Origin of the sequence: Deinococcus seoulensis (assembly GCF_014648115.1) — a bacterium.
GTDB lineage: Bacteria > Deinococcota > Deinococci > Deinococcales > Deinococcaceae > Deinococcus > Deinococcus seoulensis.
In genome coordinates, this window is the sequence record NZ_BMQM01000024.1 from 43,548 (window position 1) to 55,683 (window position 12,136).

24 protein-coding genes are annotated in these 12,136 nt (G+C 65.1%); all 24 read right to left on the bottom strand.

Annotated features, from left to right (window positions below; all coding sequences use genetic code 11):
* Positions 1 to 110: 110 nt before the first annotated feature.
* The gene (locus IEY70_RS15420) at positions 111 to 704 is read right to left on the bottom strand and encodes an adenylate kinase (protein ID WP_189065922.1); all 594 of its coding nucleotides are present in this window, start codon (positions 702 to 704) and stop codon (positions 111 to 113) included.
* A gap of 195 nt (positions 705 to 899) precedes the next feature.
* Positions 900 to 2,219 (bottom strand): preprotein translocase subunit SecY, encoded by a 1,320-nt coding sequence (gene secY / locus IEY70_RS15425; RefSeq protein WP_189065923.1) that lies wholly within the window; start codon positions 2,217 to 2,219, stop codon positions 900 to 902.
* A complete protein-coding gene (rplO, locus tag IEY70_RS15430) occupies positions 2,220 to 2,684 on the bottom strand; it encodes a 50S ribosomal protein L15 (protein WP_189065924.1) in 465 nt (154 codons plus the stop codon).
* Positions 2,681 to 2,848 carry a 50S ribosomal protein L30 gene (gene rpmD, locus IEY70_RS15435; protein WP_189065925.1) on the bottom strand — a complete coding sequence of 56 codons (168 nt, stop codon included), beginning with the start codon at positions 2,846 to 2,848 and terminating at the stop codon, positions 2,681 to 2,683. The genes rplO and rpmD overlap by 4 nt, the downstream gene beginning before the upstream one ends.
* Positions 2,845 to 3,369 carry a 30S ribosomal protein S5 gene (gene rpsE / locus IEY70_RS15440; protein WP_189065926.1) on the bottom strand — a complete coding sequence of 175 codons (525 nt, stop codon included), beginning with the start codon at positions 3,367 to 3,369 and terminating at the stop codon, positions 2,845 to 2,847. The genes rpmD and rpsE overlap by 4 nt, the downstream gene beginning before the upstream one ends.
* Positions 3,359 to 3,697 carry a 50S ribosomal protein L18 gene (gene rplR / locus IEY70_RS15445; protein ID WP_189065927.1) on the bottom strand — a complete coding sequence of 113 codons (339 nt, stop codon included), beginning with the start codon at positions 3,695 to 3,697 and terminating at the stop codon, positions 3,359 to 3,361. The genes rpsE and rplR overlap by 11 nt, the downstream gene beginning before the upstream one ends.
* Positions 3,697 to 4,254, bottom strand: a complete 558-nt coding sequence (rplF, locus tag IEY70_RS15450) for a 50S ribosomal protein L6 (RefSeq protein WP_189065928.1) — start codon at positions 4,252 to 4,254, stop codon at positions 3,697 to 3,699. Before rplF ends, rplR begins: the two co-directional genes overlap by 1 nt.
* Positions 4,255 to 4,350: 96 nt before the next feature.
* Positions 4,351 to 4,752 (bottom strand): 30S ribosomal protein S8, encoded by a 402-nt coding sequence (rpsH, locus tag IEY70_RS15455; RefSeq protein ID WP_189065929.1) that lies wholly within the window; start codon positions 4,750 to 4,752, stop codon positions 4,351 to 4,353.
* 434 nt (positions 4,753 to 5,186) lie between these two features.
* Positions 5,187 to 5,372, bottom strand: coding sequence for a type Z 30S ribosomal protein S14 (locus IEY70_RS15460; protein WP_136389854.1), 186 nt, complete (start codon positions 5,370 to 5,372; stop codon positions 5,187 to 5,189).
* A gap of 9 nt (positions 5,373 to 5,381) precedes the next feature.
* Positions 5,382 to 5,921, bottom strand: coding sequence for a 50S ribosomal protein L5 (rplE, locus tag IEY70_RS15465; RefSeq protein WP_189065930.1), 540 nt, complete (start codon positions 5,919 to 5,921; stop codon positions 5,382 to 5,384).
* 58 nt (positions 5,922 to 5,979) lie between these two features.
* Positions 5,980 to 6,327 (bottom strand): 50S ribosomal protein L24, encoded by a 348-nt coding sequence (rplX, locus tag IEY70_RS15470; protein WP_444542421.1) that lies wholly within the window; start codon positions 6,325 to 6,327, stop codon positions 5,980 to 5,982.
* Complete coding sequence (rplN, locus tag IEY70_RS15475) at positions 6,327 to 6,731, bottom strand: 50S ribosomal protein L14 (protein WP_022800312.1); 405 nt, start codon at positions 6,729 to 6,731, stop codon at positions 6,327 to 6,329. Before rplN ends, rplX begins: the two co-directional genes overlap by 1 nt.
* On the bottom strand, positions 6,728 to 7,012 hold the full coding sequence (gene rpsQ, locus IEY70_RS15480; protein WP_012693996.1) for a 30S ribosomal protein S17: 285 nt from the start codon (positions 7,010 to 7,012) through the stop codon (positions 6,728 to 6,730). The genes rplN and rpsQ overlap by 4 nt, the downstream gene beginning before the upstream one ends.
* The gene (gene rpmC, locus IEY70_RS15485; protein WP_189065931.1) at positions 7,009 to 7,212 is read right to left on the bottom strand and encodes a 50S ribosomal protein L29; all 204 of its coding nucleotides are present in this window, start codon (positions 7,210 to 7,212) and stop codon (positions 7,009 to 7,011) included. Before rpmC ends, rpsQ begins: the two co-directional genes overlap by 4 nt.
* Complete coding sequence (gene rplP, locus IEY70_RS15490; RefSeq protein ID WP_189065932.1) at positions 7,199 to 7,624, bottom strand: 50S ribosomal protein L16; 426 nt, start codon at positions 7,622 to 7,624, stop codon at positions 7,199 to 7,201. Before rplP ends, rpmC begins: the two co-directional genes overlap by 14 nt.
* Positions 7,624 to 8,367, bottom strand: a complete 744-nt coding sequence (rpsC, locus tag IEY70_RS15495) for a 30S ribosomal protein S3 (protein WP_055362775.1) — start codon at positions 8,365 to 8,367, stop codon at positions 7,624 to 7,626. The genes rplP and rpsC overlap by 1 nt, the downstream gene beginning before the upstream one ends.
* Complete coding sequence (gene rplV, locus IEY70_RS15500) at positions 8,367 to 8,771, bottom strand: 50S ribosomal protein L22 (protein ID WP_189065933.1); 405 nt, start codon at positions 8,769 to 8,771, stop codon at positions 8,367 to 8,369. The genes rpsC and rplV overlap by 1 nt, the downstream gene beginning before the upstream one ends.
* A complete protein-coding gene (gene rpsS / locus IEY70_RS15505; RefSeq protein WP_046843210.1) occupies positions 8,768 to 9,055 on the bottom strand; it encodes a 30S ribosomal protein S19 in 288 nt (95 codons plus the stop codon). Before rpsS ends, rplV begins: the two co-directional genes overlap by 4 nt.
* 12 nt (positions 9,056 to 9,067) lie before the next feature.
* Positions 9,068 to 9,901, bottom strand: coding sequence for a 50S ribosomal protein L2 (gene rplB / locus IEY70_RS15510; protein WP_189065934.1), 834 nt, complete (start codon positions 9,899 to 9,901; stop codon positions 9,068 to 9,070).
* Positions 9,902 to 9,914: 13 nt separating this feature from the next.
* On the bottom strand, positions 9,915 to 10,202 hold the full coding sequence (locus IEY70_RS15515) for a 50S ribosomal protein L23 (RefSeq protein ID WP_189065935.1): 288 nt from the start codon (positions 10,200 to 10,202) through the stop codon (positions 9,915 to 9,917).
* Positions 10,199 to 10,804, bottom strand: coding sequence for a 50S ribosomal protein L4 (gene rplD, locus IEY70_RS15520; RefSeq protein WP_189065936.1), 606 nt, complete (start codon positions 10,802 to 10,804; stop codon positions 10,199 to 10,201). Before rplD ends, IEY70_RS15515 begins: the two co-directional genes overlap by 4 nt.
* Positions 10,805 to 10,807: 3 nt before the next feature.
* Positions 10,808 to 11,428: a 50S ribosomal protein L3 gene (rplC, locus tag IEY70_RS15525; protein WP_088249576.1), complete on the bottom strand. Its 621-nt coding sequence runs from the start codon at positions 11,426 to 11,428 to the stop codon at positions 10,808 to 10,810.
* Positions 11,425 to 11,748, bottom strand: coding sequence for a 30S ribosomal protein S10 (gene rpsJ, locus IEY70_RS15530; protein WP_014685998.1), 324 nt, complete (start codon positions 11,746 to 11,748; stop codon positions 11,425 to 11,427). The genes rplC and rpsJ overlap by 4 nt, the downstream gene beginning before the upstream one ends.
* Before the next feature lie 5 nt (positions 11,749 to 11,753).
* Positions 11,754 to 12,136: EF-Tu C-terminal domain-related protein (locus tag IEY70_RS15535; RefSeq protein ID WP_505706064.1), on the bottom strand; the 383-nt coding region annotated here is incomplete at its 5' end.

The following is a 12,136-nucleotide window of genomic DNA, read 5'->3' on the forward strand; positions in this document are numbered from 1 at the left end:
TGGCGTAATGTAACGCATTCACCGTTCCGGGGCAAGTGCTGCAACGTCACAGGAAAGGGCCGGAAGCGACGGCAGTCCTGCACGTCACCTCCGGCCCCCTGTCACAGTGCCTACTTCAGGCCAGCCACGATCCGCTCGTACACCTCGTCCATGCCGCCCACACCGTCCACGCGGTACAGGTGCCCCCGCGCGGAGTAGTAATCGATCAGCGGCTGCGTCTGCTCGCGGTACACCTGCTGACGGTGGCGCGCCACCTCCTCGGTGTCGTCGCTGCGCACCGCCTCGCCCCGCTCGGCCGCCTGACGGCCACGCTCCACGATGCGGCCCACCAGCACCTCGTCCGGCACTTCCAGCAGCGGCACGGCGTTCACGGGCGCGCCCAGTTCCTCCAGCAGCACGTCCAGCCCCTGCGCCTGCGCGGTCGTACGCGGGAAGCCGTCGAAGATCACGCGCACGCTGTCCATGTCGGCCAGCCGGTCGCGGATCAGGGCGATCAGGATCTCGTCGGGCACCAGTTTCCCGGCGTCCAGAATGGGCTTGACCTGCTCGCCCAGTTCGGTGCCGCGCTTCACGTGATCCCGCAGGATGTCCCCGGTGCTGATCTTCACGAGGCCACGGTCCTGCGCCAGTCGTTCCGCCTGGGTTCCCTTGCCTGCGCCGGGAGGCCCGAGGAAGATCACGACGTTGTTCTTCTGTCCAGTCACACTTTCCCTCCGTTAGACCTTCAGGATAAAGGCTCCGGCGCTGCGGGGGGCCGCGCTGCCCAGTCCGGGCCTGTACCCCGGCAGGTAACGAATCCCGCCCCACCGCTGCTCCGGCCCGAGCGGACACGCACGAAAAACCCGCCTGCGTGACGGGCAGGCGGGTTCCGGAAGCGGGTTCCGGGAAAGGCGTCAGGTTCAGTTGTTCAGGCGGCCACGGATGCGGCCCTTGCTGATGAACCCGTCGTAACGGCGGACCGTCAGTTGCGCTTCGAGCTGCTTGAGCGTTTCGAGGGCGACACCCACGATGATCAGCAGCCCCGTTCCAGAGAACTGGAAGGTGGTGATGCCCGTGACCTTCTGCACCAGTTGGGGCAGGATGGTCAGGATCACCAGGAAGATCGCGCCCCACAGGCTCAGGCGACTGCTGATGGTGCCCAGGAAGTCGGCGGTGGGCGTGCCCGGACGGACGCCCGGAATGAAACCGCCCGCCTCGCGCAGTTGCTCGGCAATGCGCTTGGGGTCGAACTGCACGGAGTTGTACAGGTACGTGAACCCGAAGATCAGCGCCGCTTCCAGCAGCAGGTACAGCGGCTGCCCGAAAGTCAGGTTCGTCTGAATCCAGGCGTTCACGGCGGGCGCGCGGGTAGCGGTCGCCGTGGCGATCAGGTTCGGCAGGATCAGCATCGCCGAGGCGAAGATCACCGGAATCACGCCCGCCTGGTTCACCTTGATGGGCAGCCAGGTGGCCTGACCGGCCCCGCGGGCCTGACCGGCCGCACCGGCACGCGCGCGGGCGTACGTGACGGGCACGCGGCGCTCGGCCTGGTACACGTACACGATGCCGGCGATGGTCAGCAGGATCACGGCCACGAACGCCACCAGCGACAGGATCTGCACCTGATCGGTGGACAGCAACTGCGCGGTCGCGGCGATCTCACGCGGGTACACCGCGATGATGCCCGCCGTGATGATCAGGCTGATGCCGTTGCCGACACCCACGTCCGTGATGCGCTCGCCGATCCACATGGTGAACGCGATCCCGGCCACCTGGGTCAGGACCATCACGACCAACGTGAAGATCCCCGGATCCCAGCCGGGCGCCAGGAACGAGGGGTTGCTGGTGATGTACAGCGAGAAGAACAGTGCCTGCACGGCGCCCAGGCCCACGGCGGCGTACCGCGTGAACTGGTTGATCTTCTTGCGGCCTTCCTCGCCTTCCTTCGAGAGTTTCTCCAGGGCGGGGATGGTGGTGGTCATCAGCTGAATCACGATGCTGGCCGTGATGTACGGCAGCACGCCCAGCGCGAAGATCGAGAACTGCGAAAGATTGCCGCCCGAGAGCATGCTGATCAACCCGAAAAGGCCACCCGAGGTGGCCTGTTCAAGTGCGGCGGTGTTGACGCCGGGAGTGGGTATGGCACTCCCGAGTCGGTACACCGCGAGGAGCAGCAGGGTGAAGACAATCTTCCGCTGAAGGTCCGGAATCCGGAACGCGTCGCGGAAGGCGCGCAGCATTTACTCCGCCTTCTCGGCGCTTTCCGTCTTCGCGGCGGGCAGGATGACCTGACCACCGGCGGCTTCCACGGCCTTGACGGCGCTTTCGCTGGCCGCGTCGACGTGGATGGTCAGGGCGCGGGTCACTTCACCGTTGCCGAGCAGCTTCACGGGGCGGTTCTTGCGGCGCACGAGGCCCGCGAGTTCCAGCGTGTTGCGGTCGATGGTGGTGTCCTCGATGCCTTCGAGCTTGCCCAGGTTCACAACTTCGAACGTGATGCCGACGTTGTTGAAACCGCGCTTGGGCAGGCGGCTGATCAGGGTGCTGCGGCCACCTTCGAAGTAGCTGCCCTTACCGGCGCCGCTACGGCTCTTCTGGCCCTTGTGACCGCGACCGGCGGTCTTGTCGGTGCCGCCGGGGCCGCGACCGACGCGCTTGCGGTCCTTGCGGCTGCCAGCGTGGGGTTTGAGTTCGTGGAGCTTCACGCTTCCACCTCCAGGAGGTGCTTGACGGTGTTCACCATGCCACGGATGGCAGGGCTGTCGCTGACTTCACGGCTGTCGCCGATCTTTTTGAGGCCCAGCGCGTGGAGGGTCTTCACCTGGTAGCCAGGGCGACCGATGACGCTGCGCTTGAGGGTGATTTTCACTGCGCGCCTCCGGTGGGTTGCGCCTCGCCGCGCAGGGCACGGACCTGCTTGGCGGTGCGGAGGTTCTTCAGGCCGTCGAACACGGCGTACGCCACGTTCACCTTGTTACGGCTGCCGAGTTCCTTGGACAGCATGTTGGTGATGCCAGCCAGTTCGGCGATGGAGCGGGGCACGGTGCCCGCGATCACGCCGGTACCGGGGCCTGCGGGCTTGAGCAGCACGCGGCTGGTGCTGTTCACGCCGACGATGTCGTGCGGGATGGTGCCGTTCTCGACGGGCACCATGATCATGTTCTTGCGGGCGATGCTCTTGGCCTTCTCGATGGCCACGGGCACTTCTTTCGCCTTGCCGATACCCATGCCCACGCGGCCGTTGCGGTCGCCCAGGATCACCAGTGCGGAGAAGCGGAAACGGCGGCCGCCCTGGTAGGTCTTGCTGGTGCGGTTGACGAACAGCATCTTCTCTTCGAATTCGCTGCTCTCGCGCTCCGCATTGCGGTCGTTGCGTCGGTTAAAAGTCAAGGCCACCCTCCCGCGCCGCGTCTGCGAGCGCTTTCACGCGTCCGTGGTAGCGGTACTGTCCACGGTCGAAAACCACCTTGGTCACACCCTTGGCAACGGCAGCTTCGGCCAGTGCCTTCCCAACGGCGGCGGCGGTGTCAGTCTTGGTACCCGTCTTGACGGCAGCGCTGCTGGCAGCGGCGAGCGTGATGCCCTTGCTGTCGTCGATGATCTGGGCGTAGATGTGCTTGCTGGAGCGGTACACGCTGAGGCGCAGGCGCTCTCCGGCAGCCTGACGCACTTTGCGGCGGGCGCGGAGTTTGCGGCGCACGGTAGTCTGGGCAGCCATTATTTCTTCCCTTTCCCGCCGGTGGCGCCAGCCTTACCGGCCTTGAGGCTGATTTTCTCACCGGCGAAGCGCACACCCTTGCCGTGGTAGGCGTCGGGCTTACGAACTTTACGGACGTTGGCGGCCACCTGGCCGACGAGCTGCTTGTCGATGCCGCTCACGTCGATCTTGGTGGGTTCCGGAACAGTGAAGGTCACGCCGGCCGGGGGCTCGATCACGACGGGGTGGCTGTAACCGATGGTCAGTTCCAGGGCCTTCCCGGCGAGCTTGGCGCGGAAACCGACGCCCTTGAGTTCCAGGTTGATGGTGTAACCGTCGCTGACGCCCTTGACGGCGTTGGCGACCAGGGTGCGGGTCAGGCCGTGCAGGGCACGGTGACGCTGCTGATCACTGGGACGCTCGACCAGCAGCTGGTCACCGTCCTGCTTGATGGTCAGTTCCTGGTTGTAGGGAACGGTCAGTTCGCCTTTGGGGCCTTTGACCTTGAACACGCCACCGGCGACGCTCGTGGTCACGCCGCTCGGCACGGCGATGGGCTGTTTACCAATTCGGGACATGTGCTGTCCTCCTTCTTTCCTTAAATTCGGACCTTCCCGCTATGGGAGGCCGAGGTCAGGTGAGATCTCGTGCTCGCTGGACTCCCGGGAAGGGGATTACCAGAGAACGCAGATGACTTCGCCGCCAACACCCTGTTTACGGGCGTCGCGGTCGGCCAGCAGGCCCTTGCTCGTGGAAACCACGGCAACGCCCAGGCCACGCTGAACGCGGGGCAGGTTGTCGGCGCTCACGTACGCGCGGCGGCCAGGACGGCTGATGCGCTCGATGTGCTTGATGACCTGCTCACGCTTGGCGCCGTACTTCAGGGTCAGGCGCAGCACGTCGAACTTCTGCCCTTCGGGCAGCAGGCGCTCGTAGGACGCAACGTAGCCTTCCTGCACGAGCAGTTTGGCCAGTTCTTCCTTGAACTTGGAGGCCGGGACGTCCACGGTCTCCTTAAAGGTGCGCGTCGCGTTACGGATGCGCGTGAGCATATCGGCGATGGGATCACTCAACATGTAGCCTCCAATGGGCTGGTGTTGATCCGGGCTGGTTCCCGCGTGTGCGGGCCTGCTCCCGGCAGGTGGCCCGGCCCCAGGCAAGCTGGCGGTCGGGCGCGGTTCTCCCCAAGTGGAAGTGGTGGCCAGTGGCGCGTCTCTTCTGTTGGGTCTTCACCACCACCGGACGATCACCTCTCAAGGCGACAGGTTCGTATCCGGGGGGCACTGCATCCACACCCTGAAGATTCAGAGCACGGCAATTTGAGAGTGTATCAGTTCCTCGCCGCCCCGACAAGCCGCCCCGACAGGCTGCCGGACCGGACCTGGGACGCCAGGCTGCCATGCGCCGTGAGTCCTGCACTGTGATCCCTGAGCTGTGATCCCTGGGCCGTGATCGCGGCGGGAATGCAAAAGACCTCCCGCGTGGGGAGGCCTTGGGGGGTGTCAGCTGATTACCAGCTGGCTTTCTTCACGCCGGGCAGTTCGCCCTTGTGCGCCATCTCGCGGATGCAGATGCGGCACATGCCGAAGAAGCGGTAGTACCCGCGGGCGCGGCCGCAGCGGCTGCAACGGCTGTAGTTCTGCACGGCAAATTTGTGGCCGCGGGCTGCCTTGACAACTTTCGAGGTGTTCGCCATATCAGTTCCTTATTTCCGGAAGGGCAGGCCCAGACCCTGCAGGAGGGCGCGGGCTTCTTCGTCGGTCTTGGCAGTGGTCACGATGGTGATGTCCATGCCACGCACCTTGTCGACCATGTCGTAGGTGATTTCCGGGAAGATCAGCTGCTCTTTGATCCCGAGGTTGTAGTTACCGCGGCCGTCGAAGGCGTTGGGGTTGACACCCTTGAAGTCACGGATGCGGGGAAGGCCGATGTTGATCAGCTTCTCGAGGAACACGTACATGCGCTCGCCGCGCAGCGTGACCTTGATGCCGACCGGCATGCCCTGACGCAGCTTGAAGTTGCTGATGCTCTTCTTCGCCTTGGTGATGATGGGCTTCTGAAGGGTGATCAGGCTCAGTTCCTTGGCGGCCTTGTCGATGGCTTTGCTGTCTTCCTTGGCGGAACCCAGGCCTTCGTTGATCACGATCTTCTCGATGCGGGGCGCGGCCATGACGCTGGAGTAGCTGAACTGCTCCACCAGGGCCGGGCGCACCTGCTCGTTGTACTTGGTCTTCAGGGTCTGCATGTTGCCTCTCTTCGGGCGGACGGGTCGCCCAGGTCACGCTTGCGCGTGACCCTGAAATTCAGTCGATGTTCTTGCCGCTGGCGACAGCGACACGGACTTTCTTGCCGTCCACGACCGTCTTGCGGATGCGGGTGGCCTTACCGGTCTCGGGGTCCACGATGGACACCTTGCTGGCGTGCAGGGCCAGCTCGCGCTGTTCCTGGCCGCCCTGGGGGTTGGCGGGGCTGGGCTTGACGTTCTTCGTGACGAGGTTCACGCCTTCCACGACGACCTTCTGGTCGCGGGGCAGGGCGAGGAGGACCTTGCCGGTCTTGCCTTTGTGCTTGCCGCTCAGGACGATGACAGTGTCACCCTTCTTGATGTGCAGCTTGTCGTTGTGGTGGCTACCAGCGCTGGGACGGGGCATTACAGCACCTCCGGTGCCAGGGAGACGATCTTCATGAAGCGGCGGTCACGCAGTTCACGGGCGACCGGCCCGAAGACGCGGGTGCCGCGGGGTTCACCCTGGTTGTTGATGATGACGGCCGCGTTCTTGTCGAAGCGGATGGTGCTGCCGTCGGCGCGCTTGATGGCGTGGCTGGTACGCACGACCACGGCCTTGACGACGTCGCCGGCCTTGACGGTACCGCGGGGGGCGGCGTCCTTGACGGAGGCGACGATGATGTCGCCGACGTGGGCGTAGCGTTTGTTACCGCCGCCGCCGGTCGTCAGGCCCTTGCCGCCGATGCCGCTGTTCAGCACGCGGATGCACATGATCTCGCGGGCGCCGCTGTTGTCCGCCACGTCGAGGCGGGATTGGGGCATGATCATGCGTTACCGCCTTCGGTTTCCACGGCGGTGGTTTCGATGCCACGGGGACGCTCGATCAGCTTGGTGACCTTCCAGGTCTTGGTCTTGCTGATGGGGCGCACGGCGAGGATCTCGACGCGGTCACCGATCTTGAATTCGTTGTTCTCGTCGTGGGCAGCGTATTTGTGGCTGCGGGTCACGACCTTGCCGTACAGCGGGTGAGCGAAGCGGCGCTCGACCTTCACGCTGACCGTCTTGTCGGCCTTGTCGCTCACGACGACGCCGGTAAAGGTCTTTTTCATGCCTGCTCTCCCTGCTTGCTCAGCTCGCCACGGATGGTGTTGAGCTGGGCGACTTCGCGGCGCAGCTGCGTCACGCGGTGGGGCTGGGCCAGGTTGCCGGTGGCGGCCTGGAAGCGCAGCTCCATCAGTTCTTTCTTGCGGGCGTCGATTTCGCGGGCGAAATCGTCGGCCTTCAGGTTACGCATCTCACTGGGCTTCATCGTAAACCTCGCGCTTGACCATCTTGGTCTGGATGGGCAGCTTGTGACCGGCCAGACGGAAGGCTTCCTTGGCCTGGACTTCGGTCACGCCGGACACTTCGAACATGACGCGGCCGGGCTTGACGACGCTGACCCAGAACTCCACGGCGCCTTTCCCTTTACCCATTCGGGTTTCGGCGGGCTTCTTGGTCACGGGCTTGTCGGGGAAGATCCGGATGTAGATCTTACCGCCGCGGCGGAAGTGACGGCTCATGACGATACGGCAGGCCTCGATCTGGTTGCTGCGGATCCAGGCGGGTTCCAGGGCGATCAGGCCGTAGTCGCCGAACGCGACGTAGTCGCCGCCCTTGGCGTCACCGGTCATCCGGCCGCGGTGCTGTTTACGGAACTTGGTGCGCTTGGGAAGAAGCATCACTCACCTCCGGGGCGGCGCCGCGCGGTCGGGCGGCGGCGGTTGGGACGGTCGCCTTCGGGACGACGTTCGTCGTTGCGGCGCTGGGGACGGGCGAAGGTTTCGGTGCGGCCGCCGATGACTTCACCGGTGAAGACCATGACCTTGATGCCCAGGATGCCGTAGGTGGTGCGGGCCAGGGCGGTGCCGTAGTCGATGTCGGCGCGCAGGGTGTGCAGGGGCACGCGGCCTTCGCGGACCATCTCGGTGCGGGCCTGCTCGGCTCCGCCGAGGCGGCCGGACAGGATGATCTTGACGCCGCGGGCGCCGGATTCCATCACGCGCTGGGCGGCCTGCTTCATGGCGCGGCGGAACGCGAAGCGGCGTTCGATCTGCTCGGCGATGCGCAGGGCGACCAGGGGCGCGCTGATGTTGGGGTTGGGGATCTCGGCGACGTTCACCGCGACCGTGCCGGCGGACACGAGTTTCTCGATGTCCTGGCGGAGTTCCTTGATGGACTCGCCGCCCTTGCCGATCACGATGCCGGGTTTCGCGGCGCTGATGATCACGTTGACCTGCTGGCCGGCGCGCTCGATCTCGATGCGGGCGATGCCTGCAGCGTTGAGCTTCTTGCCGACGAGGTTACGGATCTTCTCGTCTTCTTTCAGCAGACCGGCGTACTGCTTCTTGCCGGCGTACCAGCGGCTGTTCCAGCCACGGGTGATGCCCAGGCGGAAGCCGTTCGGGTTGATCTTGTTACCCATTACTTGTTCCCCTTCTCGCCCACGATGATGGTGATGTGGCTGGTGCGCTTCTTGATGATGTTCGCGCTGCCACGGGCGCGGGGAATCAGGCGCTTGAGGGTCGGTCCGGCGTCCACGTAGGCGGCCGTGATGACCAGGCGGTCTTCGAGCATGTTGTCGTTGTGCAGCGCGTTGTGCTTGGCGCTGTTCAGGACTTTCGCGACGGGCTCGCTGGCGGCGCGGGGGATGAAGCGCAGCAGGTCTTCGGCGTCACGGACGCTCTTGCCGCGGATCACGTCGACGACCAGACGCACCTTGCGGGGGCTGATGCGGACGTACTTGGCGATGGCCTTGCCGGGCGTGCGCAGCTTGACGTTCTGCTTGCGCTGCTTCTTGTTGCGGAATTCAGTGACTGGAGCGGTCATTTCTTCTTGCTCCCCTTGGCGTTCTTGTCAGCGCCGTGGCCGCGGTAGTTGCGGGTGGGGCTGAACTCGCCGAGTTTGTGGCCGATCATCTGCTCGTTCACGAAGACGGGCACGTGCTGCTTGCCGTTGTGGACGGCAATGGTGTGGCCGATCATTTCGGGGACGATGGTGGAGCGCCTCGACCAGGTCTTGATGACGCGCTTGTCTTTCTTTTCGTTCTGGACGTCGACCTTCTTCAGGAGGTGGTCATCCACGAACGGGCCTTTCTTGAGGCTACGGGGCATGTCCTACCCTCCTTACTTCCCGCCGCGGCGGGTGATGATGAAGCGGTCGCTGTTCTTGCGCTTCTTGCGGGTCTTGAGACCCTTGGCGGGCTGGCCCCAGGGGGACACAGGCACGCGGCCGGCGCCGGTACGGCCTTCACCACCGCCGTGGGGGTGATCCACGGGGTTCATGGCGCTACCGCGCTGGTGGGGCTTGCGGCCGAGCCAGCGGCTGCGACCGGCCTTACCGAGGTTGATGTTCTTGTGCTCGGCGTTGCCGACCGTACCGATGGTGGCGTAGCACTCGCTGTGCACGCGGCGCAGTTCGCCGCTGGGCAGTCGCAGGATCACGTAGTCGCTTTCCTTACCCTGCACCTGGATGCTGGTGCCGGCGCTGCGGGCCAGCTGGGCGCCCTTGCCGGGAACCAGTTCGACGCTGTGCACGACGGCACCGACGGGCACGAAACGCAGCGGCAGGGCGTTGCCCAGCTTGGGTTCGGCTTCGGGTCCGGCGTTCACGGTCGCGCCGACCATCAGGCCTTCGGGGGCCAGGATGTAACGCTTGGCGCCGTCGGCGTAGTGCAGCAGGGCGATGCGGGCGCTGCGGTTGGGATCGTACTCGACGGCGGCGACCTTGGCGGTCACGCCGGCCTTGTCGCGGCGCTTGAAGTCGATGATGCGGTACAGGCGCTTGTGGCCACCGCCGATGAAGCGGCTGGTGATGCGGCCACGGTTGTTACGACCGCCGGTCTTGGGGAGGGCGGTGGTGAGCGCTTTTTCGGGGCGCTTCTTGGTCAGTCCGCTGAAGTCCGCAGTCGTCATCTGGCGACGGCTGGGGGTGTACGGACGGTATTTCTTGACGGCCATGTTCAATCTCTCCTTAGGCCTGGCCTTCGAGGGCCTCGATCTTCTGGCCGTCGGCGAGACGCACGATGGCCTTCTTGCGGTCGGCGCGGTGGCCGATAAAGCGGCCGACGCGCTTACGCTTGCCAGGGACGTTCATGGTGCTGATACCGATGACGGTCACACCGAACGCTTTCTGGACGGCGCTCTTGATTTCGGTCTTGGTGGCCTTGGGGCTCACCCAGAAGGTGTACACGCCGCGTTCCATGCCGGCGTAGGCCTTCTCGCTGATCACGGGCTGCTGAAGGATGTCGTAGTGGCTCATGCCTCTTCCCCTTCCTGGGCGGGTTCCAGCGCGATCGCGTCGATCACCAGACGGTCGTGGCGCAGGATGTCGTAGGCGTTCAGGCCGGCGACGGGCATCACGGTGGCCCAGGCGACGTTACGGGCAGCCTGGCGGGTCTGGGCGTCGTCAGTGACGATCAGGACGCGCTCGGTGCCGTCCATGCCGTTCTGCGCGGCCCAGGAGACGAAGTTCTTGGTCTTGCCGTCGACGTCGAAGCCGTCCACTGCGACCAGTTTGCCTTCGTCCTGGCGGGCGGCCAGGGCCATGGCGAGGCCCAGCTGGCGGACCTTGCGGGGCAGGGTGTAGCCGTAGCTGCGGGGTTTCGGGCCGAAGGCGACGCCGCCGCCCACGAAGGTGGGGACGCTGCGGTCGCCGTGACGGGCGTTACCGGTGCCTTTCTGGCTGAACATCTTCTTGCCGGTCGCGCTCACCTGAGCGCGGGTCTTGGTGCTGGCCGTGCCGCGGCGGCGGCTGGCGAGCTGCCAGGTGACGACGTCGTGCAGGACGCCGCTGTTCACTTCCGGCAGTTCGAGGTCGATGGTGCGGCCCCCGTTCTTGCCGATGACGTTGATCTGCGCCATGTCTTACTTGCCTCCCTTGGCAGCCTGGCGCAGCACGACGAGTCCACCGTTGGCACCGGGGATCGCGCCCTTGACCAGGATGATGTTCTCGTCAGCGCGGATCTCGACCACTTCCAGGTTCTGGACGGTGATGCGCTCCATGCCCATGTGGCCGGCCATGCGTTTGCCCTTGTACACGCGGCCGGGCGTTTTACGCTGGCCGATGGAACCGGGGCGACGGTGCCATTTCTTGGAACCGTGGCTGGCGGGACCACCCTTGAAGTTCCAGCGCTTCATGACGCCCTGGAAGCCTTTCCCCTTGCTGGTGCCGGTCGCGTCGATCTTCTCGCCTTCGGCGAAGATGTCGATGCTGACGGTGTCGCCTTCGGGGTTGAAGTCGCGGAATTCACGCAGGAAGCGCACGGGGCTGACCCCGGCCTTCTTGAAGTGACCCAGCGCGGGCTTGTTGACGCTCTTCTCGCGCTTGGGGGCGTAACCGATCTGCACGGCCTCGTAACCGTCGGTCTGCGCGGTCTTGCGCTGCACGACGGGGCACGGGCCAGCCAGGACGACCGTCACGGGAACGGCGCGGTCGCCTTTCCAGATCTGGGTCATGCCGATCTTGGTGCCGAGGATGCCCTTCATGCGCGGCCCCCCACGGTCTTGATCTCGATGTCGACGCCGGTGGGCAGGTCGAGGGTCATCAGGCTGTCAATCGTCTTCTTGGTGGGGTTCATGATGTCCACCAGACGGTTGTGCGTGCGGATCTCGAAGTGCTCGCGGCTGTCCTTGTTCACGAAGGGGGAACGCAGGACGCAGAAGCGGCGGATGCGGGTGGGGAGGGGCACGGGGCCGCTCACGTCCGCGCCGGTGCGGCGCACGGTGTCCACGATCTTGCTGGCGGACTGGTCGAGCGCCTTGTGGTCAAAGCCACGCAGTTTGATGCGAATCTTCGGGGCAACCATTGCTATTACTCCAGGACCTTGGCGACGACGCCGGCGCCGACGGTACGGCCACCTTCGCGGATCGCGAAGCGCAGGCCTTCTTCCATCGCGATCGGCTTGATCAGCTCAACCACGAACGTGATGTTATCGCCGGGCATGACCATCTCCACACCTTCGGGCAGTTCCACCACGCCCGTCACGTCCGTCGTGCGGAAGTAGAACTGCGGGCGGTACCCGCCGAAGAACGCGCTGTGACGCCCGCCTTCGTCCTTGCTCAGCACGTACACGCTCGCTTCGAACTTCGTGTGCGGCTTGATGCTGCCGGGCTTCGCCAGCACCTGACCGCGTTCCACGTCGTCACGCGCCACGCCGCGCAGCAGCACGCCCACGTTGTCGCCCGCCATGCCGC

Coding starts and splice junctions, on each gene's coding strand:
- secY (WP_189065923.1), bottom strand. CDS start 2,219: ATGCTGCGCGCCTTCCGCGACGCGTTCCGGATTCCGGACCTTCAGCGG.
- rplR (WP_189065927.1), bottom strand. CDS start 3,697: ATGGCTGCCCAGACTACCGTGCGCCGCAAACTCCGCGCCCGCCGCAAA.
- rplF (WP_189065928.1), bottom strand. CDS start 4,254: ATGTCCCGAATTGGTAAACAGCCCATCGCCGTGCCGAGCGGCGTGACC.
- rpsH (WP_189065929.1), bottom strand. CDS start 4,752: ATGTTGAGTGATCCCATCGCCGATATGCTCACGCGCATCCGTAACGCG.
- IEY70_RS15460 (WP_136389854.1), bottom strand. CDS start 5,372: ATGGCGAACACCTCGAAAGTTGTCAAGGCAGCCCGCGGCCACAAATTT.
- rplE (WP_189065930.1), bottom strand. CDS start 5,921: ATGCAGACCCTGAAGACCAAGTACAACGAGCAGGTGCGCCCGGCCCTG.
- rplX (WP_444542421.1), bottom strand. CDS start 6,327: ATGCCCCGTCCCAGCGCTGGTAGCCACCACAACGACAAGCTGCACATC.
- rplN (WP_022800312.1), bottom strand. CDS start 6,731: ATGATCATGCCCCAATCCCGCCTCGACGTGGCGGACAACAGCGGCGCC.
- rpsQ (WP_012693996.1), bottom strand. CDS start 7,012: ATGAAAAAGACCTTTACCGGCGTCGTCGTGAGCGACAAGGCCGACAAG.
- rpmC (WP_189065931.1), bottom strand. CDS start 7,212: ATGAAGCCCAGTGAGATGCGTAACCTGAAGGCCGACGATTTCGCCCGC.
- rplP (WP_189065932.1), bottom strand. CDS start 7,624: ATGCTTCTTCCCAAGCGCACCAAGTTCCGTAAACAGCACCGCGGCCGG.
- rpsC (WP_055362775.1), bottom strand. CDS start 8,367: ATGGGTAACAAGATCAACCCGAACGGCTTCCGCCTGGGCATCACCCGT.
- rplV (WP_189065933.1), bottom strand. CDS start 8,771: ATGACCGCTCCAGTCACTGAATTCCGCAACAAGAAGCAGCGCAAGCAG.
- rpsS (WP_046843210.1), bottom strand. CDS start 9,055: ATGCCCCGTAGCCTCAAGAAAGGCCCGTTCGTGGATGACCACCTCCTG.
- rplB (WP_189065934.1), bottom strand. CDS start 9,901: ATGGCCGTCAAGAAATACCGTCCGTACACCCCCAGCCGTCGCCAGATG.
- IEY70_RS15515 (WP_189065935.1), bottom strand. CDS start 10,202: ATGAGCCACTACGACATCCTTCAGCAGCCCGTGATCAGCGAGAAGGCC.
- rplD (WP_189065936.1), bottom strand. CDS start 10,804: ATGGCGCAGATCAACGTCATCGGCAAGAACGGGGGCCGCACCATCGAC.
- rplC (WP_088249576.1), bottom strand. CDS start 11,428: ATGAAGGGCATCCTCGGCACCAAGATCGGCATGACCCAGATCTGGAAA.
- rpsJ (WP_014685998.1), bottom strand. CDS start 11,748: ATGGTTGCCCCGAAGATTCGCATCAAACTGCGTGGCTTTGACCACAAG.